This is a genomic window from Cellulomonas xylanilytica (genome assembly GCF_007989805.1).
GTDB classification, from domain to species: Bacteria; Actinomycetota; Actinomycetes; order Actinomycetales; family Cellulomonadaceae; genus Cellulomonas; species Cellulomonas xylanilytica.
In genome coordinates this window covers 90,991-116,820 of the sequence record NZ_BJUB01000004.1, presented here as the reverse complement: position 1 = coordinate 116,820, position 25,830 = coordinate 90,991, and the positions used below count along the sequence as shown (strand labels likewise).

The window sequence follows — 25,830 nt, the reverse complement described above, 5'->3', positions numbered from 1 at the left end:
TCGCGTGAGCCGGTCGGTCGTACAGCCACCGACCTAGTGTCGAGGTGTGGCCCGCACCCGGCTCAGCGACCTCCGGCGGCAGCCGCCGTCCCAGGCGGACTTCCGGTCCCCGGTGCACGACCCGCGGGTCGTGGCACGGGTCGGGGTCCTGCTGGCCGCGGCGATCGGCACGGCGTTCGTCACAGGACTGGTGTCGCACCTGCACCAGCATCCCGTCGCCTGGCTCCCGTTCTCGCCGTTGCCGGCCTGGGGATTCCGGTTGAGCCAGGGTCTGCACGTCGCTGCCGGTCTGGCGGCCCTGCCGCTGCTGCTGGCCAAGCTGTACGCCGCCTACCCGGCACTCTTCCAGCGCCCACGGCTGCGCGGTCCACTGCACCTGCTGGAGCGGGGGTCGGTGGCCGTCCTGGTCGCCACCGCGATCTTCCAGCTGGTCACCGGCCTGCTCAACATCTTCCAGTGGTACCCGTGGTCGTTCTCGTTCGTGCGGGTGCACTTCGCCGTCGCCTGGGTGCTGGTGGGATCGGTCGTCATCCACGTCGCGGTCAAGCTCCCGACCATCGCTGCCGCGCTGCGGCGTCCGCTCGATCAGGAGGTGGACGGCGATCACGACGGGCCGACACGACGGGGCTTCCTGGCGGGCATCGCGGTGACCGTCCTCGGCCTGACCGCGCTGACCGTGGGGCAGACGGTCACGCCGCTGTCCGGGGCGGCGGTCCTCTCGCCCCGCCAGGCCGGGGTCGGCGTCCAGGGCGTGCCCGTGAACCGCACGGCTCGGGGCGCGGGCGTGCTCGACCGCGCGACCGATCCCGCTTGGCGGCTCACCGTCCGTGGACCGGGCGGCACCGTCCGGCTCTCTCGCGCCGCCCTGGAGGCGATGCCTCAGGTCACGGTCGTCCTCCCGATCGCGTGCGTGGAGGGCTGGAGCACCACCGCGACGTGGCAGGGGGTGCGGGTCGCCGACCTCGTCGCCGCCGTGAGCGACCGGGACGACGCCGACGTCCGGTTCGTCAGCCTGCAGGAAGCCGGCTCGTACAACGAGTCCGTGCTGCCCGGCGCCTACGCCCGGCACCCCGACAGCGTCGTCGCGCTCCGGCTCGGCGGTGAGCCCCTGCACGTCGACCACGGGTATCCGGCGCGGTTGATCGCGCCCAACCGGCCGGGCGTCCTGCAGACCAAGTGGCTCGACCGGATCGAGGTCGTCCCGGCATGACCGAGACGTGGACGACCGGGCGTCTGGTCCTAATGGGCGCCGGAGTGGTGCTGATCGGTGTCGGCGTCGTCGTCGGGTTGACGTCGGTGCCGCAGGGCCAGTGGCCGTCCGTCCTGCTCTGGTTGGCCGGTGGGGTCGCGGTGCACGACGTCGTGCTGGCACCGGCTGCGGTGGTCCTCGGTGCGCTCGTCCTGCCGAGGGTGCCCGTGGGCTGGCGTCCGGCGCTGCGGGCCGGGGCTCTGGGTGCGGTGGTCCTGGCGATCTTCGCCGCCGTCATCGTCGTGGCCGCCGGGGTCCGACGTGACCCGTCGGTGGTTCCCGTGCCGCTCACGACCTCTCTCGTCGTCGCGACGGCGGTCCTGGTCCTGGCCGTCCTGGTGGGCGCGGCCGTCGGCACGGCGCGCGGCCCGGCGCGGGGACGCGACCCCGCGGACCCCGAGCTCCGGCCGCGCGAGGACGTCGACTGACCGGCCCTCAGAGCGCCCGCAGCGCGACGACCGTCCGACCCTGCAGGTGCCACCGCTCCTGGACGTCGAACCCGCACCGAGGGGCGAGCCGCACGAGGGCGTGCACGCCGGTCCGCGCCCACGGCATCGGACGACTCGTCCGCCCGTCGGAACGGCGCAGCGTCAGCGGCGCGGTGTCGTCGGCGTCGTCGTCGACGTCGGTCTCCACCAGGACGAGGCCCCGGGCGGCGAGCAACCTGCGGCACCGGTCGAGCAGCGCCGCCGGGTCGCCGCCGATCCCGATGTTCCCGTCCGCGAGCAGCACGGTGCCCCAGCGGCCCTCGCCCGGGACCTGGTGCTCGACGGCACGCCGCAGGACCGTCGCCCCTCGACGGCGCGCGTGCTGGACGGCACGGGTGGAGATGTCGATCCCGAGAGCCGGGACGCCGCGGGCGTTCAGGGCGCCGACGAGCCGACCCGGGCCGCAGCCGACGTCGAGGACGGGCGCCTCGCACCGCGCCAGCATCAGGTCGTCGATGGCGTCCGGCTCGTCCCTCCAGCGCGCCACGGCGAGCGCGACGATGCCGCCCGATCCCAGGGCGACGACAGGCTCTCCGTCGAGCGCAGCCTCGTAGAGCGTCATCGGGTGCGGGCGCATCAGTGCGGCGCCCCGTCGTCGGCGAGGCGCCGCCACGCCGCCGCGAACCGCGTCCCGGGCGCGGCGAGTGCGACCGCGCGCGCGTCGTCGGGCACGTCGACGTCGCGAAGCCGGGGGAGGAGCCGCACCCGGAGCCCGAGGTCTCGGAGCCGACGGAGCTGGGTCGCTCCGGTCAGGGCCGTCGACATCGGCACTCCGTCGAAGACGCGGTCGTCCGCCTCTCGCAACCCGATGGCCCAGTAGCCTCCGTCGTCGGTCAGCCCGAGGACGGCGTCGGAGTCGGCGAAGTCGACGGCCGCGAGGGGAGCCCCGAGCTGGGGGGTGTCCATCCCGACCAACAGGGCGGGGGAGTGCCCCGCGCGCTCGAGCATGTCCCGGAAGGCGGCAGCCAACCGGACACCGAGGCCGCCCTGCGGCTGCGCCACCACGTCGAAACCCGGAGGGAGCCATGGGCCGGGATCTCCCTCGAGGGCGACGACCCGGTGGATCGCCGAGGTCGAGGACATCGCGGCGAGGGTGTCCTCGAGCGCGGCCTGGGCCAGCGTCGCCGCGTCGACCGGGCTGAACGCGCTGTGCAGCCGCGTCTTGACCCGCCCGGCAACGGGTGCCTTGGCGAGCAGCACGACCGTCCGTGCGGGCTCGGCCGGGCCAGTCATGACGCCAGCACCGCGGACATGTCGCGCACCGCGCGGATCACGCCGAGGGGTGTGCCGGTCACCTTCGAGCGGCCGGTGCGGAGCCCGTAGTCGACCTCAACCTCGGTGATCCGCCAGCCGTCGTCCGCCGCGCGGACGACCATCTCCAGCGGGTATCCGGAGCGCCGGTCGTGCAGGTCGAGCTCCAGCAGCGCCGCCCGGCGGGCCGCTCGCATCGGTCCGAGATCCCCCAGACGCACTCCGGTACGGTCTTCCAGTCGGCGGACCAGGACCTTGTTCGCGACGCGCAGGTGCCAGGGCCAGGCGGCCCCAGACGTGGGCCGCCGGCGCCCCAGGACGAGGTCGGCCCCCTCGAGCAGCGGGTCGAGCACACGGTGCAGCTGGCGCGGGTCGAGGCTGCCGTCCGCGTCCATGAACGCGACCACGTCCGCGGTCGCGGCGAGCAGGCCTGCGTGACAGGCCGCTCCGAACCCACGGCGGTCCTCGCGCACGACCCGAGCGCCGAGCTCGCGTGCGACTGCGGCGGTGTCGTCGGTCGACCCGTTGTCGACAACGATCACGTGCAGACCAGGCGGCACCCGCGGGAGGAGCCACGCGAGCGCGGCCGCCTCGTCGAGGCAGGGCAGCACCAGGTCCACCGTCGGGTCGCCATGTGTCACCCGTCCACGCTAGGTGGCTCCGCCGACCGGCGGGCGCGGCCGTGATGACCGTTCGATGACGGATCCGCTCCGCACGGCTCCCCAGGCCGGTTCGGGTCCGCCGCACATCGGGACGCGGGCTAGCGTGACAACCATGCCCAGTGTGCTGGTGGTCGACGACGAGGAGCTCGTGGCGCGCAGCGTGGCCGCGTACCTGGAGGCGGACGGTGTGCGGTCCCGCGTCGCCGGCGACGCTCGCGAGGGCGAACGCCTCTGGCGGGAGACCCGGCCCGATGCCGTGGTGCTCGACGTGCGGCTTCCCGGCGTCTCGGGGCTCGATCTCCTGCGCCGGATGCGGTCCGATGCCGACCGGACCCCGGTGGTCCTGCTCTCGGGGCTGGGCAGCGTGGACGACCGGATCGTCGGACTCGAGCTCGGTGCCGACGACTACCTGACCAAGCCCTTCAGTCCGCGTGAGCTCGTCCTGCGCGTGCACGCCCTGCTGCGGCGAGGTGACATCCATCCCGGAGACGGCCTGCGACCTGTCACCGTCGGCCCGCTGACGCTGGAACCGTCCACTCGGTCGGCCTCGTTGGCCGGGTCCGAGCAGGTGCTGGCCCCGCGCGAGTTCGACCTGCTGCTCTTCCTGGCACAGCACGCAGGGGCGACGTTCGGCACGCGCGAGCTGCTCCGTCGGGTGTGGGGCTGGGACTTCGGTGACGACTCGACGGTCGTGGTGCACGTCCGACGCCTCCGCCGGAAGTTTGAGCCCGACCCGTCGGAGCCGACGCTGCTGACGACCGTGCGGGGGACCGGCTACCGGCTCGGCACCGCCGACGAGCTGACGGCGTCACTGGCCGAGGCCTCGAGATGAGCCGGGACCTCTGGTTCATCGCCGGGATGACCGCACTGTGCGCCGTCGGTGTCGGGGTGGTCGGCGCGCTCGTCGTCAACCGGGTGCGCCGCGTGTCCCTCGTCGCCGCGATGGTGGTGACGGCCCTCGTCCCGGTCGCCGTCGTCGCACTGGCGGTCTGGGTGAACGTGGGGGCGATGTTTCTCTCGGAGCACGACGCCGCGGTCGCGCGCCTGGTCCTCGGCCTGTCGTCCCTGCCTGCGGTCGTCCTGGCGGTCGTGCTCGGGCGCTTCGTCCTGGCCGACGTCCGTGCAGTCGGTGCGCAGGCCCGCGGCCTCGGGACCGGGGCGCGTCTTCCTGCAGCATCCCCCGTGACGGCTGAGCTTGCGGAACTCTCGTCCGAGCTGGCGAGAACCCGTGGACGGCTCGAGGCGTCGCGGGAGCGGGAACGCGCCTTGGAGTCCGCGCGTCGGCAGGTCGTTGCCTTCGTCACGCATGATCTGCGATCACCGCTGTCCGGCGTCGGCGCGACGATCGAGGGCCTCAAGGACGGCGTGATCACGGACACCACGACCGCCTACCTCGGCATCGGTGCCGCCGTGGAGCGGATGGGCCGGATGATCGACGACCTCACCGACCTGTCGCGCCCCGACGGGCCGGCACCCTCCCGCCGGCCGCAGATGGTGGAGCTGAGCACGGTCCTGACCGACGTGCTCGCCCACTCCGCGCCGGCGGCGGTCGCCCAGGACGTCACCCTGGTCGTCGACGTCCAGCCCGGGCTCGAGGTGATGGGACGCCCCGACGAGCTCGCCCGGGTCCTCGACAACCTCGTCGGCAATGCCGTGCGGAGCAGCGGGGGAGGCGGGACGGTGCGTGTCGCCGGCTACCGGCACGACGGGCAGGTGCGTGTTGCCGTGGAGGACACGTGCGGGGGCATCCCGGCCGAGGAACGCGCGCACGTGTTCGAGGAGGGGTTCCAGGGCGGCGGCGCCCATGGCGAACGGCGACGCGAGACCGGCTCGACCGGGCTCGGGCTGGCGATCGTCGAGACCGTCGTCGCGGCACACGGCGGCCGGGTCGACGTCGAGCCCACCGACGCAGGATGCCTGTTCGAGGTCCGGCTCCCAGCACCGGGACAGACGACCGCCACGGTGCTCCAGGACTGAGTGCAGCCGGTCAGCAGGTCCTCAGGCCGGCGCGCAGCCCGATCTGCGTCGTCCAGCCCAGCACCTGCGCGGCACGGTCCGACGAGGCGGTCACGTGCCGGACGTCACCGATCCGGAACTCGCCCGTCACGACCGGTGCGGGCCCGCCGAGAGTGTCCGCCAGCGCCTGTGCCAGTCCACCCACCGTCGTCACGGCGCCGGAGCCCACGTTGAGCGGGACGACGAGCCCGGGACCGGGTTCCGCCGTCGCGGCCGCGACGACCGCCCGGGCGACGTCGTCCACGTGCACGAAATCCCGACGCTGGGCGCCGTCCTCGAACACCCGTGGCGCCCGTCCCGCAGCGAGCTCCGACCGGAACAGGGAGGCCACCCCGGCGTACGGCGTGTCACGGGGCATCCCCGGCCCGTAGACGTTGTGGAACCGCAGTGCGAACGCTCCACCGGAGGTCTCCCGCGCCCACGCCCGCAGCAGGTGCTCGCCATGGACCTTCGTCGCGGCGTAGACGTTGCGCGGATCGAGGGGCGCGTCCTCGGTCACCACGGTGGGGACAAGTACGGCGTCGCACCGCGGGCAGCGAGGATCGAAGACTCCCGCCTCGAGGTCCGACAGCCGCCGGGGCCCCGGAGCGACGCGGCCGTGGTCCGGGCAGTCGTACGCGCCCTCCCCGTACACCACCATCGAGCTCGCGAACACGACTCGACCGACGCCTGCACCGTGCGCCGCGCGCAGCAGCGTGGCCGTGCCCAGGTCGTTGGAGGAGACGTAGTCGACGATGTCGTCGACGTCCACACCGAGCCCGACCTTCGCTGCCAGGTGCACGACGACGTCCGCACCTGTGATGACCGGGACGAGCGTCTCCTCGTCCCGCACGTCGCCCACGACCAGGTGCGCCCCCGACAGTGGCGCGTCCGGACGCACGAGGTCGACGACGGCCACGTCATGGCCGTCCGCCATGAGCCGCGCGACCGTGGGCCGACCGATGAACCCGGCTCCGCCGGTGACAAGGATGCGCATCCGGCCAGCATGCCCCGGACTGCGAGACCCGGTGCATGACAGGAGGCTGACGGATCCCATGGGCACCGCCCCTCCGTCCGGACGGCCCGTTACGGTCGATCGCATGGTCAGCAGCGCGTCGCCCGTCGGCATCCTCGGAGGCTCCGGCCTCTACCGCCTCCTCGACGACGCGGAACACGTGCCAGTGCATACCCCGTTCGGCGAACCCAGCGATCCTCCGGTGGTCGGCCGGCTCGGGAACCGGCAGGTGGTGTTCCTGCCGCGCCACGGTGCGGACCACCGGTTCGCCCCGCACCGCGTCAACTACCGGGCCAACCTGTGGGCGTTGCGCTCGCTCGGCGTGCGCCGCGTCCTGGCTCCCTCGGCGGTGGGCGCTCTGCGCGCCGACCTCCCACCCGGCACGCTCGTCGTCCCGGACCAGGTGGTCGACACCACCTGGGGGCGCGCGTCGACGTACTACGACGAGGTCGGGGCAGTCGTGCACGTCGGCTTCGCGGACCCCTACTGCCCCCAGGGCCGTCACGTGGCCGTCTCTCTGCCCCACCCTGCCATGCCGGTCGTCGACGGCGGCACGTTGGTCGTGATCCAGGGCCCCCGGTTCTCCACGCGTGCCGAGTCACGGAGGAACGCCGCGGCCGGTGGCACCGTCGTCGGGATGACGGGGATGCCCGAGGCGGCGCTCGCCCGTGAGCTGGCCCTGTGCTACACCAGCCTCGCCGTCGTGACCGACGCCGACGCCGGTGTCGAGGCGTCCGGCGCGGTCTCGCACCAGGCAGTCCTGGCAGAGTTCGCGCGAAGCGTCGACCGACTGCGGATACTTCTCCAGCACCTCGTCGAGGCGCTCCCGCTCGAGGAGGAGTGCATCTGCCGGCACGCCCTCGACGGACTGACGCTACCGTTCGAGCTCCCCTGACAGGTCGTCTGTCGTGCTTCGGCTGGCCACGTTCCTGGGTGGAGAAACGGCGTCCGCGGCTCACCGCCAACGCGAACCGACGTCGTCCACCCCGGGGGCTGGACGAGCGAGCCGGGCGTGCGTCCGGTTGACAGGTCGGCACGCCTGAGGGCTGCCATGACTCGCTCGTCGCTGTGGCTGGCCGCACCGCAGCCCGGCTCTGTCCCCGTGCGGAAGCATGTGTTGTCGAGGCGAGACGTCCCCGGCTCGCCTGCCGCCTTGCAGTGCGACAACGTGCCCCGAGTGGGATTCGAACCCACACGTGCATGACGTCTGATGGTGACTCTCGACGTCAGAAACAACGGTTGATCTGCGAGGATACTCGACACTCGTTGCCGCTCGATGACTGGCGTAGACTTTGCTTGCGCAACGCCTGCGCAACGCGGCGTGCAGTGTGGAGAGGAAACCCACCCGGTGAAACGGTCCGGCTTCGGCGAGCTCACAAAACTAAAGAGCGGCAGATGGCGCGCCCGCTACCAGGTGCCCAACAGCAAGCCGCGCGCGTACGTGACCGCGCCGGCGACGTTCAACACGAAGGCAGAGGCGGCGACGTGGCTGTCTCGGCAGCGTGTCGACATCGTCGACGGGGTCACGCTCCCGCCGAAGGTGCTCGCCGACCGCACGACCCTCACCGAGTACGCGGAGCGGTGGCTAGACACCCGGCTGTCAAAGTCCGGATCTCCGCTGCGGCCGTCGACCATGCGCGTCTACCGGCACTATCTCGACCACCACATCGCACCGACGCTCGGCAAGACGCCGGTCGTCCGGCTCACGCCCGAGGCCGTGGCGGCGTGGTGGCGCACGCTCGACCCCACACGGCCGACGGTCCGCGCCCGCACATACTCGTTCCTGCGGACAGTGCTCGCCGACGCGACTGCGGACGGGATGCTCACGAGCAACCCGTGCCGCATGCGTGGTGCCGGTTCCGTCGAGCCCGCGACGAAGGTCTACACCGCGACCGTCGAGCAACTCGACGAACTGGCCGCCGCAATGCCGGAACGGCTGCGGCTCGCCGTCGCGCTCGGCACGTGGGCGTCGATGCGGAACGGGGAGGTTCTGGAGTTGCGGCGCGGCGACGTGACGACGTCGAGCATCCGGATCGCGAGAGGCGTCACGTTCGACAAGACCGGCGCGCACGTCGGACCGCCCAAGACGACTGCGGGGGAGCGCGTAGTCGCTCTGCCGCCACACGTGGCTCAGGACGTGGTCGAGCACATGGACCGATTCGTCGCGGCCGACGACGACGCACTCCTGTTCCCGGCGACACCGTTCGGGTCTGAGCACCTGCACCAGAACACGTTCGCGACGATCTTCAAGCGCGCCGTCGAGCAGACGAGCCTGCCGACGACGTTCCGGTTCCACTGGCTACGACACACGGGGCTCACGTTCGCCGCGCAGACCGGCGCGACCGTGGCCGAACTTCAGGCCCGTGCCGGACACAGCACGCCCTCGACCGCGATGCGATACCAGCACGCGACGACCGAGCGGGACCGCGATCTCGCCGCCGCGCTGTCCGCGCTCGTCGGCAAGACGCAGAGGTTGCGCGTCGTGAAGGACGCCACCGGCTGACCACGATGTGAGATTCCTCCAGTACGGCTCCCGGACATTTCTTGTCTCGGGAGCCGTACTGCGTTGTCGGCAAAAAACCGCTTAAAGCCGCTTTAGATCGCCGCAAGACCTTGCAGGCCTGTAATGCGCGGACGGTGCCACCGGTAGTCCCGCGGAGACTTTCACAGCGACGCACGGCGTCTCTTGTTCCGGCCTCGATCTCGTGATGGATTGAGCCTGGACCGGCCAACAATCAGAGAGCGGGGACGTTCCCATGAATGACGATCTCAACGACACGACCTGGGTGCGACGGCTCGACAGTGCCGCGTATCTCGACGTCTCACCGCGCACGCTCGACCGGCTCGTCGACGCGGGCAAGTTGACCGCGTACCGGATCGGATCGCGGGTGGTCCGCTTCCGGCGGTCGGATCTCGACGCGCTCCTGGAACCCGTCTCGGTCCGGCACGTGGGGACACGTGCTCGGGGCTGACGTGAACGAGGACACGGCCGAGCGCGACGTCTCATGACGGCCACAGCCCCCAAGCGCCCCCCGACTCGACGAGAGCCGGGGTGCTCACGCACCCCGACTCCGTTGTCTGCGGACGACCATGACCACCGACGGGAACCAGCATGTCACTTCAGGAAGACTCCGCACCGTTCCAACTCATGCCCACGCTCGACGCCGCGACCGAGGCGGCGCTGCGCGCATCGATCGCCGAGTTCGGGGTGAAGGTGCCCGTACTCGTAGACCAGCACGGCCGGATCATCGACGGGCACCACCGCATCCGGATCGCCTCCGAGCTCGGTGTGCCATGCGAGTCGATGGTCGTCGTCGTCGATGACGACGAGCACGCGATGCGTCTCGCCGCCGAACTGAACCTGGTCCGCCGGCACATGACGAGGGACGTCCTGCGCGCGCATGTCGAGATTCTGGTGGTCGAACGAGGAATGATATTGACGGCAGTCGCGAAGGCGCTCGGCGTCAGTTACGGCACGGTCTGGAATGCCAAGCAACTTATCAGTCCCGATAAGTTGCCGAAAGGCGCCGTGGGCCGCGACGGGAAGGTTCGGCCACGCAAATACGACAAGCGGCCGCTCACCCTCAAGGAATACCGGACCGAGCGGCGGCGGGATGAGCTCGCCGCGCAACGCCAGGAATACGACACCGCCCCGACCTACCGGGCACCGGTTCGGATCGGCGATTTCCGGGAAGTGTTCGCCGACCTCGAGCCCGGATCGGTCGACCTGATCCTGACCGACCCGCCATACGGGCGGCGCGCCGTGCCGCTGTACACGGACCTGGCCGTGTTCGCCGCGCGCGTGCTCAAGCCCGGCGGATCGCTGATCGCGTACGCCGGGCAGTCGACGCTGCACGAGGTCATCCCGAACATGGCCGAGCACCTGCGGTACTGGTGGACGATCTGTCTCCTGCAGGGGTCGCCGACACCCGCGATCCCCGGCGTCGGCGTGTTCGTCGGGTGGAAACCGATTCTCTGGTTCGTCAACGGCGGCACCCGCGTGCACCCGCGCATGTTGAACGACGTCATCAAGTCCGAGCGTCCGCCGGACCAGACGACGCACCGGTGGGCGCAGTCGGTCGCGCAGATCGAAGGTCTGATCGAGTCGCTGACCGACCCCGGCGACCTGATCGTGGACCCGTTCGCGGGCACGGCGGCGTGGGGCGCGTTCGCGCAGTCGATGAACCGCCGGTGGCTCGGGTCCGATCTCGGCGGGGCGGTCATCCCGTGAACCGCGACGACGCCGAGGAGTGGACGGCCGCGCTCGGGCAGTCGATGACGGGCGGGTGGCGGCTCGTGCTGCTCGCGCAGCGCATGGGCGTCCCGGCGGCGCTCGGCATGTCGACGCAGGAGTGGGTGCGCTCGATCGGCGGGTACGTGCGCGTCGAGATCGACGAGCGGCGCGAAGCGGCACGCGAGCTCGTCGCGCCCGTGGACCAGGGCGGCGAAGGTCTGTCGCAGCGTGAAGCCGCCGCCGTGCTCGGCGTCGGTCAGGCCACCGTTCAACGAGACGTGAGCGATCCAGATGGATCACCGGCCGTCGTTCCGGACGCTCACGCCGACACGCGGATTGATCCAGATGGATCGCGTCTGCCCCGCCGGCCGCCCGTCATCGACCCCGAGCGCGAGCGCGCCGACGCCGAGCGGCAGGCCCGGTCGGACCTGTACACGGGGATCTGCCGCGCCGTGCAGACGGTCGGCGCGTACGGCGGATACGCCGACATCGACGCACTCATGGCGGAGTTCGGTCCCGACGAACTCGACCCGCCACAGATTGCGCGCGCGCTCGCGCGTGACAACCTGACGGCCGCGCGCCATCTCATCGACGAACTCATGGTGTGGCAGGCGTTGCCGTGACCCGCGCATGCCTCGCACGGCGTCCGACATGACGAACATCGGTCCGCTCGTGGTTGACGGTGCTCGCCCTGCCGTGGCCCGCGTCGCGGCGCTGCCACCGAACTGGGTGACACAGGGACAGCGCCTCCTGCTGCTGGTTCTCGCGTGCGATTCGTTCGACGGCGAGACCGACAAGCCCGGTGCCGAGCAACTCGCCGCGTGGACGGGGATGCACCGCTCGTCCGTGATCGAGCTGATCAACCAGTTGTGCGCGCCGACCGACATTCGGCCCGCTCTGCTGGCCCGCAAGGACGCCTCGCGCGGCCGAATGAGGACGACGTACCTGCTCGATCTTCCAAAACCGATGACGCCCAACCGTCCGGCGTCGTCTGACGGTTGGACCCAGCCAAACCGTCCAGCGTCGCCGGACGGTTGAACCGTCATCGACCATCACCAACCGTCGGCCAACAGTCGGCGAACCGTCCGGCCACGCCGGACCCTCCCTTTCCCTCCCCCTAAGACACATGGAGACCAAGTCCAAACCGTCTAGTTCCTGACCGCGCGCGACCCGATCGGATTGGTGTTGGCATGCCCACCGCGAAGCAACTGGAACTGCTCGCCGGAGCGGCGAACGTGCTCAGACCGGACTGGCCGGTCCAGAGCATCTTGACGTTCCTCACCCGCGAACACGCACGCCGTCCGTTCCGGGATCTCGCCGTCGCACTGGCCTACGTCGCCGCAGACGCCGCCACCGCCACCCCCCGCCGACTGTCGGAGCACGGGCCGTGGTGGGACGCGGTCGCGCAGAGCGGCGGCGAGGACCCCGGCCGGACCATCCACTTCGACCGATGCCCACTGCCCGGTCACGGTTCCTACCCAGTCACGAATTGCTCGGCGTGCCGCTCCGAGCTCATTGCCGTCGACGACTCCGAGGAGAACGCGCCATGACCGTGACCACGGACGACCGACCGCCGTGCAGCCACCGGTGGATACGGAACGACGCCACGACCGACCGGTGCCCCATGTGCGGCGCGACCCGCACCACCGGGGACCGGCTCGAGGCGTTGCTGCGCACCGTCCGCCGCGACGGCACCGACGCCACCGTCTCCGAAGCGCGACGACGAGCACGACGACGCCGATGAGCCTCATCCCCGAACCCACACAACGGTTCGTCGTCGACACCGTCGTCATGCTCGGCATGTGCACCTGCCGCGAACTGCCCGGTGTCCTCCACATGGACGGCAACGGCCACCCGTACGCGTCCACATGGGCACACGAGATCACGTGTCCGGCCGCGATCGACGCGCGTCTGACCACCGGTGAGGACGACCGCTAATCTGTCACGCAAGCGCAACGGTGCGCCGCATGACACCCGCCGACGAGAGGCGCACCCCATGCCACGCCTGCAGATCCCCGCCGACGTGCTCGCCGCCGAACCCTGGCTGGCCGCACTCGCCATGCCCGCCGACACCAGCATCGACGACGTCCGAGCACGCGCCGCACGCGCATCCGCCGGGGAAGTCATCCGCCGCCAGCACGCCGGGGAGGAACGGCTGTACGTGCGCCACCGGGACGGCGGCAGGATCACGACCGCGCTCGACATCGCCGCACCGGTCGTCGCCGAGAACGCCAAGAACGCCACCACGCGGGACGCACGACCATGACCACGACGGCGGCCGAGATGCCGCTGCCGCGCGTCGAGCTCGAAGCCGACGACGTGCACGTGCTCATCACCGCCTGGGGCACCGCGACCGTGGGTGACCGCGCACCGGACGGGACCGTGATGCTCTACCGGGAGCAGTGGGACGCGGACTCATTCGAGCCCGTGACCGCCACCAGGACACGACTGCTGGTCGCGCACGACGCCGCACGCGCCGTCGGGGTGCTCACCACGATCAAGCCGACCGACGCCGGGTTGGAAGGCTGGGGGCGGCTCGTCGGGTCCACGTCCGCCAAGGCGCACACGCGCGAACTCGTCCGCGAAGGCTTGCACTCCGCCGCGTCCGTCGCGTTCACACCGAACAACGACCACGACATCTGGACCCGACCCACCACCCGCAACGGACTACCCACCGTCACACGACGCGGAGCACGCGTCCGAGAGGCGTCGCTCGTCTGGCAGGGCGCGGTCCCCGGCAGCCGCGTCCTGGAGATCGCCAAGCCACCCACCCCACCACCCGTGAACCCGATACTCGACGAGGCCGACCGTGTGGTGCACGGCGGGTACGGGGCACGGTTCATTCTCGACAAGCAGATCGCCGACCACCAGGAACAGGAACGCCGACGCGAGATCCTCGCGGAAGCCGACCGCCTCGCCGCCGCCGGCGAGCGCTGGCAGCAGTACGTGCAGCCCGCCGACATCGGCACCACCGAACCGAGCCCACGCATCCGATCCATCATCGACGCGCAGCACGGCATGCACCGCGCCGCCGCCACGTGGGACCAGCGCATGGCCGAACTCCTCGACCACCGGCCACGCGACCAACGCGGGTGGGACCGATGGCAACGCGAGTACGACCGACTCATGCGCGAGAAGTACCCCACGTGATTGCCAACGCTTGACCAAGTAGGGGGCCGTCTTTTTCTGGTGGGGATCGAGCATGAGCCCGCGCCGTGGTTTTCCACACACACATTCACGGAGATCGATGAAAGGTCGGCGATGTCGTCCGATGTGAGCCGATCGGCGTCGGACCGTGGCGACGGCCGGGACGCGATGTCGGCGTTCGCGCCCACGAGCTCGTCGGCGCGTGTGTGCGCGCGGGCGGGGTGCGTGGTCGATTTGGACGTGGTGCGGGCGCACCACCTGGCGCGGTATTGCTCGCATGCGTGCTCGATGTCGGCGCAGCGGGCTCGTCGTCGGGAGCGGGATGCGGCGCGGGTGCCGCAGGCGGTGGCGGATGCTGCACCGCCGCCGACGCGTCCACTGGTGGCGGCGTTGCCGGGTGAGCCGTTCTGGTCGCGGCGGTTCCGCACGCTCGTGTCGCGCGGCGATGTAGAGGATGCGCGGCGGGTGTGGGAGTACGCGGTCGAGTTCACGACGGTGGAGCGGGTGCGTCCGTCGGCGTTGGCGTTGGAGATCGCGGGCGGGCTCGAGGTGCGGGTGCCGCACGCCTGGGCTGACTAGGTCGGACGCTGGGCGATCGCCGCGACGATCGCCACGATCGTTGCGAGTACGCCGCCGCCGAGCGCACCCCACCACCCACCGACGCGTGCAGCGCGCGATGCGATCTTTGCGTCATGGGCGCGTTGGTTCGCGTCCTGCATGGAGATGTTCTCGATGATCGGGGCGTTCGACCGGAGTCGCCGTGGCGCGGGGACGGTGAACCTGTCGACCTCTGCCATCAGTCTCCGCAGGATCTCGTCCTTGTCGGGTATGTCACCGGTGCTGGACAGCCTGGGGAACATGTGGTGTCGCTCGGCGGTGAGATAGATGTGCCAGCCCAACCCCATGGTTCCGGGAGTGGCGCTGCACGTCCCGTTGATGACGATGACCGAACGGTCGCCGGGCGCGGCGGTCGTGATCGCATCGACTGCGTCGTCGTACGGAGGGCCTAGAGGGTTCTGGTTGCGGTTCCCCACTGTGACGGGCGTCCCGCCGCACACCTCACTGAGCGCGTACATGAGCTTCAGAAGCATGTCCCGGTCGGAGAACACGACGCGACGACGCCGAACCCACCCCATGCCGTCGGCGGCCTGCACCCATGCCTGGCCGTCGAGCCGTGCGGCCGCGTCCAGCGCGGCGTCACGCATCACGATCCGGAGTGGGCGCATCTCCCGGCGCGGCTTACGAACCATGGGCCGAACGTAGTGGGTCCGGCCGACACGACGGGTCGGATCGCCGACGCGTCCGGGTGACGACGCCGGCACGTCGCCGTCGTGGGCTCACCGGTGGCGATCTGGGAGCCGTGCACACGATCGCGCATGGTCTATGCCGTTCGGGCGACTCCGCGTCTCCGAGCAGCGCACCCTCAAGATCAGACGCCAGTGCCGGGCAGCGCGGTTGTGCGCCGCCCGGCACGGGTCGCGGTGCTACTTCTTCTTGCCCGACCCGTTGTTCGTCGGGTCCGACATGCGGTACCGCTGACCGGACTGCGGCGTAGGCGGCAGGGGCTCGCCCCGCGTCACCGTCCGCTCGCGCCCTCCAGCGTCACCACCACGAGGACCGACGATCTCGTACTGACCCGATCGGGGTGCCCGCTCTCCGGGCTTCTGCAGGTCTGCCACGGCAGTGATCCATATCTACACGCGGCCGACACGCCGTAGCAGTTCACGCCGACGGGTTGACGGCGAGGACTGCCACGGCGCTAGAGTCGAAAGCGTTCACCCAAGAACCGCAAACGACCCCGGTCGACCGTTGCCCTAGTGGCCGACGTTCGTCGACCGGGGCGTTCGTGCATCTCCAGGGTACCGGCGGGGTGGTCGAAAACCCGGCGCTACTACGACAAAGATCACAACCGTGTCATTCTTCACCCGATTGGGTGACAGTGTCCGGCGACTGTGTCACGACTCATGGTGTACGCCCCTGCACGGTCATCTCGACTGCACACGATCCGCTGGGACCCACGCGAGCCAATGCCGATCAGGGCCGATCGTCGGCCGGACGCACAACCACTCCGCCGGGGACGGTGGTGCGGGTGCTCGCGAGACGACGACCACGGGGATGCCCACGGTCTCGCCGGAGTAGAGATCGCTGCGCACCGTGGCGGACCGGTACGGCTCGATCGGGGTCGGCACGGGTGGGTCACCGTGCGTGCGTATCCACTGCGAGTAGTCCATGCGCCGGACGGTACGGGGGAGCGCCGACCACGAGACGTCAGAACGGCGCGGACAGCGTCAGACGTGTGCCGAACCAAGCATTTTCGCGCTTGCGCAACGTGTGCGCAACGTTCGATCATTCCTGCAGGTCAGACGTGTGCCCCGAGTGGGATTCGAACCCACACTGGATCGGGTTTGAGCCGAACGCCTCTGCCGGTTGGGCTATCGGGGCCGTGCAGCAGGATAGCCCGGCACGAACGTCACCTCGGTGCGCGGATCCGGCTGACGGTGAACGGTCCGGGCTCCTCGCCGGCGGCGCGCTCGCCGAACTGGCTGTTCACGACGAGCAGGGACCGCCCGACGAGCGCCGCGGTGGTCGGGTCGTCGAACCCGGGGTCGGTGGTGCGGGAGACGACGGTGCCACTGGTCGACCGCCGGTCGAGGGCGACCGTGACGACGTACCCGACGTCGCCCTGACGCTCGACGGCGTAGAGGGTACGTCCGGCGAGGACGAGGCCGTCGCCCGCGACGCTCACCCCGGCGACGGGTGTGACGCTCCGGTCGCGCAGCCCGACCCGGAACAGCGTGGCGGTGTTGGACTGGGCGACGACGGCGTACCGGCCGTCGGGCGTGACGACGATGCCGTTGACGTTGAACCCGGTGGTGTAGGTCAGGGCGGTTCCGGTGAAGTCGAGGAAGGTCGGCAGCGTCTCTGTCGCGGTGGTGCGGCGGTCGTGGTGCGAGATCCGGTAGAGCGTGGGCCGCAGCGAGTCGGTGACGTAGACGTCGCCGCGCGGGCTGACCGCGATGTCGTTGAGGAAGGTCGGCGCGCCGGTCTGCTCGACCTGCCAGGATCCGGTGAGATCGCCCGTGCGGACGTCGTAGGCGAAGACGCGACCGGTGGCGCCGCCCGCGACGAACAGCGTGCGACCGTCGACCTTCATGCCGACCGCGCTCGTGCGGCCGTCGGCGCCGCCGGGGAGGAACGGTGTGGCGACGGGGGAGTGCAGGTCACCGCGGTAGACGGTCCCGTCGGTCGTGCTCCCGACGTAGAAGGTGTCCCCGCGGGCGGCGATGCCCTCCGGGTAGATGTCCTGCGCCGCGGTGCCCGCGGGGTCGAGCAGGTACTCCGTCGGCGTGTCGTGGGCACTGGCCGTGGGGACGGTGACGCCGATCAGGAGCAGGGCGGCGAACGCCGCCCGGACGAGTCGGTGGCTGCGCATCATCGGGCCTCCTCGCGCGGATCCGGTCTCTCGAGGCTACGTCCGCGCCCTGATGCCGGCACTGCGTGGGCTGCCTCACAGGGGCAACCGATGGGAAGCGAGCGGCAGCGGCCACTACTCTGTGCACGTGAGCACCGACGCGACCCCCGAACCCACCGAGGCGGCCCCCGACGCCCTCGACCTGAGCACTCCCGCTCCGACGGGCGAGCCGACGACCCCCGCCCCGGCCCGTGCGGCGCGCCGCGCGGTCGTGGCCGAGGACGAGGCGCTGATCCGCATGGACGTCGTCGAGACGCTGCGTGACGCAGGTTTCGACGTGGTCGGCGAGGCCGGCGACGGTGAGCAGGCGGTGCAGCTGGTCACCGAGCTCAAGCCCGACGTCGTGGTCATGGACGTGAAGATGCCCGTCCTCGACGGCATCTCGGCCGCGGAGCGCATCGGCAAGGCGCACCTGGCTCCCGTGGTGCTCCTGACGGCGTTCTCCCAGAAGGAGCTCGTCGAGCGTGCACGCGACGCCGGGGCGATGGCCTACGTCATCAAGCCGTTCAGCCCGGCGGACCTGCTCCCCGCCGTGGAGATCGCGATCTCCCGCTACGCGCAGATCACGGCGCTGGAGTCCGAGGTTGCGGACCTGGCGGAGCGGTTCGAGACGCGCAAGCGCGTGGACCGGGCCAAGGGTCTGCTCATGACCAAGATGGGTCTCTCGGAGCCGGAGTCGTTCCGGTGGATCCAGAAGACGTCGATGGACCGCCGTCTGACCATGCGCGAGGTGGCCGACGCGGTCATCGAGCAGGTGGGTGGCGCGTCGTCCTGACGGGCGCAGACAGGGCCGCTCCGACGCACGTCGGGGCGGCCTTCGTCATGTCCGGGACCCCCGGATTTGTCGGTCAAGCGTCCAGTTCGATAGTTACTGGTTGGTCACAACTCGGCAACAACCCGCTCTGAGACATGTCGATTCACATCGCGGACACAAACAATGAGTACTTTCGCGCCATACCTGCAGGGGCCCTACCGGGCTCCGCGGATCGCAGTACTTCACAGAGGGGTACCACGCATGATTCGTTCGACACACGCAGTTCGGGCCGCGGCCCTGGCCGGCGCAGCAGCGCTGGTCCTCGCCGCCTGCAGCTCCGGCGACAGCGGCGACGACGCGACTGACGGCGCCAGCGCCGACTCGGGCAGCCCGCTGATCGTCGGCACCCTGCTCCCGCAGACCGGTTCGCTCGCCCAGCTCGGCCCGCCCGAGATCGCCGGCGTGGACCTCGCGGTCCAGGACATCAACGCCGCAGGCGGTGTCCTCGGGACGGACGTCGAGGTCGAGCACACGGACTCCTCGGACGCCGAGCACGCCGAGGTCGCCACCCAGTCGGTCCAGGACCTCATCAGCCAGGACGTCTCGGTCATCATCGGTGCGGCGTCGTCCTCGGTGACGCGCAACGTGATCGACGACATCACGGGCGCGAACATCGTCCAGATCTCGCCGGCCAACACGGCCACCGACCTCTCGGGCTACAACGACTTCTACTTCCGGACCGCTCCGCCGGACACGGTGCAGGGTGCGGCTCTCGCCAACCTGATCCTGGGTGACGGCGCCGTGAACCCCGGCGTCATCGTCTTCAACGACGACTACGGCACCTCGCTGCGCAACGTCGTCGAGACGGCTGTCACGGAAGCCGGCGCCACGCTGGCCTACGGGACCGCCGGCCAGGAGTTCGACCCGAACGAGACGAACTTCAACACGATCGTCAGCGGTGCGCTCGCCACGAGCCCCGACGCGATCGCGATCATCGCGTTCACGACGCAGACGCCGCTCATCGTCTCCGAGCTCGCCGCTCAGGGCTACGACATGTCGAAGGTCTACTTCGTCGACGGCAACCTCACGCAGTTCGGTGACGAGTTCGAGGCCGGCCTGCTCGAGGGCGCCCAGGGCACGCTGCCCGGTGCCTACCCGAGCGACGAGTTCCAGGCTCGGCTCCTCGAGATCAACGACGGTCTGACGGACTTCTCCTACGCGGCCGAGTCCTACGACGCGACGATCCTCGCGGCCCTCGCGGCCGTGAAGGGTGGCGCCACGGACGGCGAGACCATCCAGGCCAACATGGCTGCGGTCTCCGGTGCCGACGGTGGCGAGAAGTGCGCCACGTTCGAGGAGTGCGTCGAGCTGCTCGACGCCGGTGAGGACATCGACTACGAGGCCCAGTCGGGTGTCGGTCCGTTCAACGCGGACAACGACCCGTCGTCCGCCTACATCGGCGTCTACACCTTCGGCGCGGACAACACGTACACGTTCACCAAGTCGGAGTTCGGCGAGGTCGGCTGACCCCGCCTGCACGACGGACCGGAGGCCGGCGCGGAGCGATCCGCGCCGGCCTCCGGCATGTCCGCTCAGTACGAGACGTCGACGACGAGCGCGCGGTGGTCGGACAGGCCCGTGTCGACCGCCCGGGCGGCCCCCAGCGGCTCCACGGGACCGTCCGCGAGGATGTGGTCCAGCTGCCGCAGCGGGTGCGCCACGGGGAAGGTGGTGGCCGTCGCGAGGGGGCGCATCCCCGAGACGCGTGCCGGGCGGTCGCCGCCGATGTTGAGGTCACCCATCAGGATGAGCGGCCGGGGGAGCGGCTCGACGTACGAGACGAGCGTGCGCAGCTGGCGTGTGCTCCACCCCGGGATGAACGTCAGATGCGTCGCCACCACCGTGAGGTCGCCGTGCGGTCCCTCGATCACGGCCGCGAGGGCAGCGCGCGGCTCGTCGCTGACGAATGCCGGCCAGCGGCTGCCGGGCCACAGCACGGGCGCCTTGCGGCGCAGCACAGGGAGGTTGAGCACCCTCCACTCGCGCACCGGGTAGCGGCTCAGCAACGCGATGCCGTAGGACGCGGTGGCGGGCTGCTGATCACCCGTGGCGGCCGTCCAGAGACCCGGCTCGCCGTGCAGCACGGCAGCGAACCGGTGCTCCGGGGCGCCCATCGCCTCGGCGGCCAGGACGGTCAGGTCGGCGCCGTGCGAGCGCGGCTGGTCGCGGTCCACCTCTTGGAGCGCGAGCACGTCGGCGTCGAGGTCGCGCACGGCTGCGGTGAACCGGTCGAGGTCCACCTGCCCGTCAGCCAGCGAGCGCGCGTGCAGGATGTTGAAGGTGGCGAGTCGCATCCCGTCGATTGTTCCTGTCGACCTGCGAGGCCGCCCGTCGACGTGTAGACACTGGTGCCATGACGCAGCAGGGCGCCCTCGCCGATCCCCCCGACGACCGCACCGCGCTCCAGGACGGCCTCCGGCTCACGGCCGTGGCCCTGACGAACGCGGAGATCCCGTTCGCCCTCGTGGGCGGCTACGCGTCCTGGGCCCGCGGGGCACCGGAACCGAGCCACGACGCGGACTTCGCCGTGACCGAGAAGGACGTCCAGCGGGCCAAGGAGGCCATCGCGGCGGCCGGTCTGGTGGTGGAGCAGCCCGCCGAGAACTGGCTGTTCAAGGCGTTCCACCACGGCCAGCTGGTCGACGTGCTCTACCGGATGGTGGGCGAGCCCGTCACCGAGGAGCTGCTGGCCCGCGCCGATCAGCTCGAGGTGCTCGCCGTGCGGATGCCGGTGCTGGCGGCCACGGACATCGTCTCGGCGAAGATGCGGGTGCTGGGGGAGCACGCGTGCGACTTCGGACGCCTGCTGGCGATCGTGCGCGCGCTGCGCGAGCAGATCGACTGGGAGGTGATCCGTCAGGACGTGCAGGGGCACCCGTACGCGAAGGCGTTCCTCTACCTGGCGGACGAGCTGGGCATCACTGACGCGGGACGGCCGGCCGCCGTCGACGTCGAACCCGGCCGGGCGGCAGCACCGACCGGGTCCGACGCGGACTAGGGCTTCTCGGCGGGCGGGACCAGCGGACCGTGCGTCGAGGCGGCCTCGACGTCCGTGGCGAGGGTGCCCAGGTACAGCTCGATCACCTTGGGGTCGTGCATGAGCTGACGGCCCGGACCCGAGTAGGCGTTGCGGCCCTGGTCGAGGACGTAGCCGCGGTCGCAGATCTGCAGGGCGCGACGTGCGTTCTGCTCCACGATCACGACCGAGACACCGGCCTTGTTGATCTTGCGGGTCCGCAGGAACGTCTCGTCCTGCTTGACCGGCGACAGGCCGGCGGAGGGCTCGTCCAGCAGGAGCACGGACGGCTCCATCATGAGCGCCCGGGCCATCGCGACCATCTGGCGCTCACCGCCGGACAACGAGCCGGCGCGCTGGCGCCGACGTTCGGCGAGCGTGGGGAACAGGTCGGCGACGAACGCGAACCGCTCGGCGAACCTCCTGGGGGCCTGGAACGCACCCATCTGCAGGTTCTCCTCGATGGTGAGCGAGGGGAACACGTTGTTGTTCTGCGGCACGAAGCCCACCCCGCGCTGGACCAGGTGGTCCGCGCGCAGGTTGGTGATCTCCTCGCCGGCCAGCGTCACCGAGCCGGAGCGGACGTTGACCAGGCCGAACAGGGCCTTGAGCAGCGTCGACTTGCCGGCACCGTTCGGGCCGATGATCCCGATCAGCTCACCGGGGTGCAGCACGAGGTCGCAGCCGTTGAGGATGTTCACGCCGGGCAGGTACCCCGCGACGAGGTCCGTCGCGGCCAGGAGGGGCTCGCCCTCCGGGGCCCCGCGGTGCAGGCCGGCCCGGTCACCGACGGCGACGGACGTCGACGAGGACGCCGGCGCAGGGGTGCCGTGGTCGTCGCGGGTGACCGCGTCCATCGCGTCCTCGCTCATCGTGCCTCCTCCTCGGTGCGCAGCTGCTCGAGCACGGCGTCGTCCAGCAGGGCGTCGTCGCCGAGGTCGGTGTCGTGGTGCGCACCGAGGTACGCGTCGATGACCGCGGGGTTGTTCATCACCGAGTCGGGCGGACCCTCGGCCACGATCCGGCCCTCCGTCATGACGATCACCCAGTCCGAGATGTGCCGGACCATGTGCATGTCGTGCTCGACGAACAGCACGGTCATGCCGTCGTCGCGCAGCGCCTGGATGTGCCCGAGGAGCGACTGGGTCAGCGCAGGGTTCACCCCGGCCATCGGCTCGTCGAGCATGATCATCTGCGGCTTCGCCATGAGCGCGCGGGCCATCTCCAGCAGCTTGCGCTGACCGCCGGACAGGCTGCCGGCGAAGTCGTCGCGCTTGGTGTCGAGCTTGAACCGCGCGAGGAGCTCCTCGGCCTGCTCGGTGATCGCCTTCTCCCGCGGTCGCCAGACCGCGGGCACGAGCGCGGCGAAGAGGTTCTCGCCGGGCTGCGCGGTGGCGCCGAGCCGCATGTTCTCCATGACGGTCATCCGGTTGAGCGCCTTGGTGAGCTGGAACGTCCGGACCATCCCGGAACGCGCCACCCGGGCGGCGGCGACGCCACCCAGCGACCGGCCGTCGAACGTCCACTTCCCGCTGTTGGGCTTGTCGAAGCCCGTCAGCAGGTTGAAGAACGTCGTCTTGCCGGCGCCGTTGGGGCCGATGAGGGCCGTGATGGCACCGCGCTGCACCTCGACGTGCTCGACGTCGACGGCGTTCACGCCACCGAACATCCGGCGGACGTCGTCGGCCACGAGGACCGGGTCGGGCTTGGGGGCGCCGGGGACGTGCGGGACGTCGCGCAGAGCGGCCGCGACGGCCGCGCGGGCGTCCACGGCGGCGGGCGAGGGCTCAGTGGGCATTGATCGCCAGCTCCTTCTTGTCGCCGAGGATGCCTTGTGGTCGGAAGATGATGAGCAGCATCAGGGCGACTCCCACGATGATCCAGCCGAACTGCTCGATCTGCTCGCTCCGCACCAGCGTGGTCGGCACCACGTCGCGCAGGGTCAGCTTCACGAGGGCCAGCACGGCCCAGAAGATGATCGAGCCGAGCACCGGACCGAACACGGTCGCCGCCCCGCCGAGCAGCAGGATCGTCCAGATGAAGAAGGTCATGGATCTGCCCATGGAGTCGGGTTGGACCGCTCGTGGCAGCACGTAGAGGATCCCGGCCAGGGAGCCGATGACGCCGCCGAGCACGAGCGCCTGCATCTTGTAGCTGTAGACGTTCTTGCCGAGCGAGCGGACGGCGTCCTCGTCCTCGCGGATGCCCTTGAGCACCCGGCCCCACGGGCTGCGGATGAGGAGCCAGACCAGCAGGCAGGCGAGCGCGACGACGGTCCAGCCGACGATCCGGATCCACCAGCTGTTCGACGCGTTCACCGCGTACTCGAACGGACCGAGGGCCCACGTCCCGTCGTCGAACGGTGAGGCGTCCTGGAAGGTGTCCTTGTACTGGTTGCCCCGCAGGCCGCTGGAGGCGCCCGTGAGCTCGGTGAGGGCCGTCGAGCGCCCGACGAGGCGGACGATCTCCGCGGCGGCGATCGTCACGATGGCCAGGTAGTCGCCGCGCAGCTTCAGCGTCGGGATGCCGAGGATGAGCGCGAAGATCGTCGCGGCCGCGATGGCGATGAGGACGGCGGCCCACAGGGGCCAGCCGGCGATCGTCGCGATGGCGAACCCGTAGGCGCCGAGCAGCATGAAGCCGGCCTGGCCCATGTTGAGCAGGCCCGTGAGCCCGAAGTGGATGTTGAGCCCGATCGCGGCGAGCGCGTAGGCGGCGGTCGTCGGGGCGAAGAACTCGCCGGCGACGTTGGTGAGGATGCGTGTCCAGTCCATGAGGGGTCTCCGTTATCCGACGCGCGTCGCTCGGCCGAGGATGCCCTGCGGTCGTACCAGCAGGACGAGGATGAGGATCACGAGGGCGGACGCGTACCGCATGTCCGTCGGGATCCAGAGGCTCGACAGCTCGACCACGAGGCCGATGACGATCGAGCCGGCGAGCGCCCCGAAGGCGGCACCGAGGCCACCGAGCGTCACCGCGGCGAACATCAGCAGCAGGAGCGCGCCGCCCGAGTACCAGGACGTGGCTCCGAAGTAGAGGCCGATCAGCACGCCGCCCAGCGCGGCCAGGCCGGCCCCGAGCGTCCAGACGATCCTGATCATGCCGTTGACCGAGATGCCTGACGCGGCGGCCAGCGCGGGGTTGTCCGCGACCGCTCGCGTCGCCCGACCCGCCCGGGTGCCGAGCAGGAAGAAGGCGACGCCGCCGAGCACGATGGCCGCGATCGCCAGCGACCACAGCGTGGTCGTCGTGATCCGCACCGGTCCGAGGGACACCGATGTCGGTGTCGCCGTGACGATGCGGAGCGGGCCCGCGCCGAAGAAGAACTGGAACACGTACGAGATGGCCATCGACAGACCGATCGTGACGATCATCTGCTGGATCATCCCGACGCCGCGTCGACGCAGCGGCTTCCACAGCCCCGCGTCCTGCAACCACCCGGTGGCCGCGCCGAGCGCGACCGCGATGATCGCCGACGGGATGAGCGGGAGCCCCACGAGCTGCGTGCCGACGTACGCGAGGATGCCGCCGAGCGACACCTGCTCGCCGTGCGCGAAGTTGCTCAGCCCGGTGGTGCCGTAGATGAGGGACAGCCCGACGCTCGCGAGCGCGAGGAGCGTGCCGAAGACCAGCCCGTTGACCGTGAGCTGCGCGACCCGGGCTGCGGTGACGCCGGAGCCGGAGGACGCGGGGGCCTCGGGGACCGCGGTCCCGTTCTCGGCATCGGTGGTCGGCGAGCTGCTGGGGTCGTCGCCCGTGTCGCCACCACCACCGCCGCCGCCCGTCGGGGCGCCGAGCGCGAACAGCGCAGCCTGCGACGCGCCGAGGGCCACCGTGACGGTGCGCGGGTTCTGGGAGGGGTCCCGCAGCGACTCGCCGGCGGGGATGGTCGCGACGTCGAGCGTCACCTCGTACTCGCCGGGCTCGGTGACGGCGATCGACCAGCGGCCGGTCGCGTCGCTCGTGGCGGTGAGGTCACCCTCGGGCCCCACGACGCTCAGGGTGGCGCCGACGACGGGCTCTCCGGCTGCTGTGCGCAGCGTGCCGACGATGCATCCCGTGGCCGCGTCGGCGACGCACGCCGCCGTGGCCGAGGTCACGGGCCCCTGCGCGCGTGCCGGTCCGGCGACGAGCATCAGGGTCACGGACGTCAGGGCGAGCAGGAGCAGGGCAGCGATGCGTCGGGCAAGTGGCGGCGTGGTGGTGCCGCCGGGGTCCAGGACGGCTGATCGCACCTGGGACCTCCGTCCGTCTGTTCGGGTGTGGCGTGCCGTGCGCGGCGGCATCGTTGCCGCACACGTTCGACGTCTGCCGGGTGGCAGGACGATAGGCAGGGATTGTGTCGCGTTCATTTCGTGAACGCGAGGCCCTGAGGTCGGAGAGACCCGCGTGTCGGACTTTACTGGGCGTTCGTCCAGTTTGTGGCCCCGTCATTCGGATGAGCGATCATCCAGGACTGGCACCTCGGACCAGGCTGGTCCATGATC

Annotated in this window: 30 protein-coding genes and 1 tRNA gene; 18 read left to right on the top strand and 13 right to left on the bottom strand. The window is 70.8% G+C overall.

The genetic code is table 11. The features are described 5' to 3' along the window. Nucleotides 1-46 precede the first annotated feature (46 nt). Both CXY01_RS07700 and CXY01_RS07695 read left to right on the top strand, forming a co-directional pair. Nucleotides 47-1,210 carry a molybdopterin-dependent oxidoreductase gene (locus tag CXY01_RS07700; RefSeq protein ID WP_222594510.1) on the top strand — a complete coding sequence of 388 codons (1,164 nt, stop codon included), beginning with the start codon at nucleotides 47-49 and terminating at the stop codon, nucleotides 1,208-1,210. Then, nucleotides 1,207-1,677 (top strand): hypothetical protein, encoded by a 471-nt coding sequence (locus CXY01_RS07695; protein ID WP_146926730.1) that lies wholly within the window; start codon nucleotides 1,207-1,209, stop codon nucleotides 1,675-1,677. The genes CXY01_RS07700 and CXY01_RS07695 overlap by 4 nt, the downstream gene beginning before the upstream one ends. A gap of 7 nt (nucleotides 1,678-1,684) precedes the next feature. Here the strand turns inward: CXY01_RS07695 and CXY01_RS07690 are convergent, their stop codons facing one another. The 3 genes from CXY01_RS07690 to CXY01_RS07680 are packed head-to-tail and all read right to left on the bottom strand — an operon-like array spanning nucleotide 1,685 to nucleotide 3,629. Further along, nucleotides 1,685-2,314, bottom strand: coding sequence for a class I SAM-dependent methyltransferase (locus CXY01_RS07690; RefSeq protein ID WP_146926728.1), 630 nt, complete (start codon nucleotides 2,312-2,314; stop codon nucleotides 1,685-1,687). Then, the gene (locus CXY01_RS07685; RefSeq protein WP_146926726.1) at nucleotides 2,314-2,970 is read right to left on the bottom strand and encodes a TIGR04282 family arsenosugar biosynthesis glycosyltransferase; all 657 of its coding nucleotides are present in this window, start codon (nucleotides 2,968-2,970) and stop codon (nucleotides 2,314-2,316) included. Before CXY01_RS07685 ends, CXY01_RS07690 begins: the two co-directional genes overlap by 1 nt. Beyond that, nucleotides 2,967-3,629, bottom strand: coding sequence for a glycosyltransferase family 2 protein (locus tag CXY01_RS07680; RefSeq protein WP_222594509.1), 663 nt, complete (start codon nucleotides 3,627-3,629; stop codon nucleotides 2,967-2,969). Before CXY01_RS07680 ends, CXY01_RS07685 begins: the two co-directional genes overlap by 4 nt. A gap of 133 nt (nucleotides 3,630-3,762) precedes the next feature. Here CXY01_RS07680 and CXY01_RS07675 point away from each other — a divergent pair, with 133 nt between their 5' ends. Next, nucleotides 3,763-4,482, top strand: coding sequence for a response regulator transcription factor (locus tag CXY01_RS07675; protein WP_146926724.1), 720 nt, complete (start codon nucleotides 3,763-3,765; stop codon nucleotides 4,480-4,482). Next, nucleotides 4,479-5,627 carry a sensor histidine kinase gene (locus tag CXY01_RS07670; RefSeq protein WP_146926722.1) on the top strand — a complete coding sequence of 383 codons (1,149 nt, stop codon included), beginning with the start codon at nucleotides 4,479-4,481 and terminating at the stop codon, nucleotides 5,625-5,627. The genes CXY01_RS07675 and CXY01_RS07670 overlap by 4 nt, the downstream gene beginning before the upstream one ends. 10 nt (nucleotides 5,628-5,637) lie before the next feature. Here the strand turns inward: CXY01_RS07670 and CXY01_RS07665 are convergent, their stop codons facing one another. Continuing rightward, nucleotides 5,638-6,642, bottom strand: coding sequence for an NAD-dependent epimerase/dehydratase family protein (locus tag CXY01_RS07665; protein ID WP_146926720.1), 1,005 nt, complete (start codon nucleotides 6,640-6,642; stop codon nucleotides 5,638-5,640). A gap of 103 nt (nucleotides 6,643-6,745) precedes the next feature. Here CXY01_RS07665 and CXY01_RS07660 point away from each other — a divergent pair, with 103 nt between their 5' ends. The 11 genes from CXY01_RS07660 to CXY01_RS07610 all read left to right on the top strand — a co-directional run bounded on the left by CXY01_RS07660 (nucleotide 6,746) and on the right by CXY01_RS07610 (nucleotide 14,620). Beyond that, on the top strand, nucleotides 6,746-7,555 hold the full coding sequence (locus CXY01_RS07660) for an S-methyl-5'-thioadenosine phosphorylase (protein WP_146926719.1): 810 nt from the start codon (nucleotides 6,746-6,748) through the stop codon (nucleotides 7,553-7,555). A 381-nt stretch (nucleotides 7,556-7,936) separates the two neighbouring features. After that, the gene (locus tag CXY01_RS21390) at nucleotides 7,937-9,163 is read left to right on the top strand and encodes a tyrosine-type recombinase/integrase (protein ID WP_146926717.1); all 1,227 of its coding nucleotides are present in this window, start codon (nucleotides 7,937-7,939) and stop codon (nucleotides 9,161-9,163) included. Nucleotides 9,164-9,416: 253 nt separating this feature from the next. Next, on the top strand, nucleotides 9,417-9,632 hold the full coding sequence (locus CXY01_RS07650) for a helix-turn-helix domain-containing protein (RefSeq protein WP_146926715.1): 216 nt from the start codon (nucleotides 9,417-9,419) through the stop codon (nucleotides 9,630-9,632). 140 nt (nucleotides 9,633-9,772) lie between these two features. Next, nucleotides 9,773-10,891, top strand: a complete 1,119-nt coding sequence (locus CXY01_RS07645) for a DNA methyltransferase (protein WP_146926713.1) — start codon at nucleotides 9,773-9,775, stop codon at nucleotides 10,889-10,891. Beyond that, the gene (locus CXY01_RS07640; RefSeq protein WP_146926711.1) at nucleotides 10,888-11,517 is read left to right on the top strand and encodes a hypothetical protein; all 630 of its coding nucleotides are present in this window, start codon (nucleotides 10,888-10,890) and stop codon (nucleotides 11,515-11,517) included. Before CXY01_RS07645 ends, CXY01_RS07640 begins: the two co-directional genes overlap by 4 nt. A 28-nt stretch (nucleotides 11,518-11,545) precedes the next feature. Then, nucleotides 11,546-11,932, top strand: coding sequence for a hypothetical protein (locus CXY01_RS07635; RefSeq protein WP_146926709.1), 387 nt, complete (start codon nucleotides 11,546-11,548; stop codon nucleotides 11,930-11,932). Nucleotides 11,933-12,084: 152 nt separating this feature from the next. After that, complete coding sequence (locus tag CXY01_RS07630) at nucleotides 12,085-12,444, top strand: hypothetical protein (protein WP_146926707.1); 360 nt, start codon at nucleotides 12,085-12,087, stop codon at nucleotides 12,442-12,444. Nucleotides 12,445-12,634: 190 nt separating this feature from the next. Continuing rightward, entirely contained in the window at nucleotides 12,635-12,832 is a 198-nt protein-coding gene (locus CXY01_RS07625) for a hypothetical protein (RefSeq protein ID WP_146926705.1), read from the top strand. 58 nt (nucleotides 12,833-12,890) lie between these two features. After that, nucleotides 12,891-13,160: a hypothetical protein gene (locus tag CXY01_RS07620; RefSeq protein WP_146926703.1), complete on the top strand. Its 270-nt coding sequence runs from the start codon at nucleotides 12,891-12,893 to the stop codon at nucleotides 13,158-13,160. Then, nucleotides 13,157-14,044: an HK97 family phage prohead protease gene (locus CXY01_RS07615; RefSeq protein WP_146926701.1), complete on the top strand. Its 888-nt coding sequence runs from the start codon at nucleotides 13,157-13,159 to the stop codon at nucleotides 14,042-14,044. The genes CXY01_RS07620 and CXY01_RS07615 overlap by 4 nt, the downstream gene beginning before the upstream one ends. Before the next feature lie 39 nt (nucleotides 14,045-14,083). Then, entirely contained in the window at nucleotides 14,084-14,620 is a 537-nt protein-coding gene (locus CXY01_RS07610) for a hypothetical protein (RefSeq protein WP_146926699.1), read from the top strand. Here the strand turns inward: CXY01_RS07610 and CXY01_RS07605 are convergent. From CXY01_RS07605 to CXY01_RS07590, 4 genes are all read right to left on the bottom strand, one after another. Further along, nucleotides 14,617-15,291: a hypothetical protein gene (locus CXY01_RS07605; protein WP_146926697.1), complete on the bottom strand. Its 675-nt coding sequence runs from the start codon at nucleotides 15,289-15,291 to the stop codon at nucleotides 14,617-14,619. The two genes, CXY01_RS07610 and CXY01_RS07605, sit on opposite strands and share 4 nt — an antisense overlap. 234 nt (nucleotides 15,292-15,525) lie before the next feature. After that, nucleotides 15,526-15,720: a hypothetical protein gene (locus CXY01_RS07600; RefSeq protein ID WP_146926695.1), complete on the bottom strand. Its 195-nt coding sequence runs from the start codon at nucleotides 15,718-15,720 to the stop codon at nucleotides 15,526-15,528. Nucleotides 15,721-16,409: 689 nt separating this feature from the next. Next, nucleotides 16,410-16,483 (bottom strand) — tRNA-Leu (locus CXY01_RS07595). Nucleotides 16,484-16,511: 28 nt separating this feature from the next. Continuing rightward, complete coding sequence (locus CXY01_RS07590; RefSeq protein ID WP_146926692.1) at nucleotides 16,512-17,477, bottom strand: SMP-30/gluconolactonase/LRE family protein; 966 nt, start codon at nucleotides 17,475-17,477, stop codon at nucleotides 16,512-16,514. 124 nt (nucleotides 17,478-17,601) lie between these two features. On the opposite strand from CXY01_RS07590, the gene CXY01_RS07585 reads away from it, so the two are divergent. Beyond that, a complete protein-coding gene (locus CXY01_RS07585) occupies nucleotides 17,602-18,288 on the top strand; it encodes an ANTAR domain-containing response regulator (protein ID WP_146926691.1) in 687 nt (228 codons plus the stop codon). 240 nt (nucleotides 18,289-18,528) lie between these two features. Beyond that, nucleotides 18,529-19,794, top strand: coding sequence for an ABC transporter substrate-binding protein (locus tag CXY01_RS07580; protein WP_146926688.1), 1,266 nt, complete (start codon nucleotides 18,529-18,531; stop codon nucleotides 19,792-19,794). Between the two features lie 65 nt (nucleotides 19,795-19,859). Here the strand turns inward: CXY01_RS07580 and CXY01_RS07575 are convergent, their stop codons facing one another. Then, entirely contained in the window at nucleotides 19,860-20,621 is a 762-nt protein-coding gene (locus tag CXY01_RS07575) for an endonuclease/exonuclease/phosphatase family protein (RefSeq protein WP_146926686.1), read from the bottom strand. A 59-nt stretch (nucleotides 20,622-20,680) separates the two neighbouring features. On the opposite strand from CXY01_RS07575, the gene CXY01_RS07570 reads away from it, so the two are divergent. Continuing rightward, complete coding sequence (locus CXY01_RS07570; RefSeq protein ID WP_146926685.1) at nucleotides 20,681-21,325, top strand: nucleotidyltransferase family protein; 645 nt, start codon at nucleotides 20,681-20,683, stop codon at nucleotides 21,323-21,325. On the opposite strand, the gene CXY01_RS07565 is transcribed toward CXY01_RS07570, so the two are convergent. Genes CXY01_RS07565 through CXY01_RS07550 form a run of 4 tightly spaced genes read right to left on the bottom strand, consistent with a single transcriptional unit; the run spans nucleotide 21,322 to nucleotide 25,578 of the window. Then, on the bottom strand, nucleotides 21,322-22,215 hold the full coding sequence (locus tag CXY01_RS07565) for an ABC transporter ATP-binding protein (RefSeq protein ID WP_146926683.1): 894 nt from the start codon (nucleotides 22,213-22,215) through the stop codon (nucleotides 21,322-21,324). The genes CXY01_RS07570 and CXY01_RS07565 overlap by 4 nt on opposite strands. Further along, complete coding sequence (locus tag CXY01_RS07560; RefSeq protein WP_146926681.1) at nucleotides 22,212-23,141, bottom strand: ABC transporter ATP-binding protein; 930 nt, start codon at nucleotides 23,139-23,141, stop codon at nucleotides 22,212-22,214. The genes CXY01_RS07565 and CXY01_RS07560 overlap by 4 nt, the downstream gene beginning before the upstream one ends. After that, nucleotides 23,131-24,117, bottom strand: coding sequence for a branched-chain amino acid ABC transporter permease (locus CXY01_RS07555; RefSeq protein ID WP_146926679.1), 987 nt, complete (start codon nucleotides 24,115-24,117; stop codon nucleotides 23,131-23,133). Before CXY01_RS07555 ends, CXY01_RS07560 begins: the two co-directional genes overlap by 11 nt. Before the next feature lie 12 nt (nucleotides 24,118-24,129). Next, nucleotides 24,130-25,578 carry a branched-chain amino acid ABC transporter permease gene (locus CXY01_RS07550; RefSeq protein ID WP_246125145.1) on the bottom strand — a complete coding sequence of 483 codons (1,449 nt, stop codon included), beginning with the start codon at nucleotides 25,576-25,578 and terminating at the stop codon, nucleotides 24,130-24,132. Nucleotides 25,579-25,830: the final 252 nt, after the last annotated feature.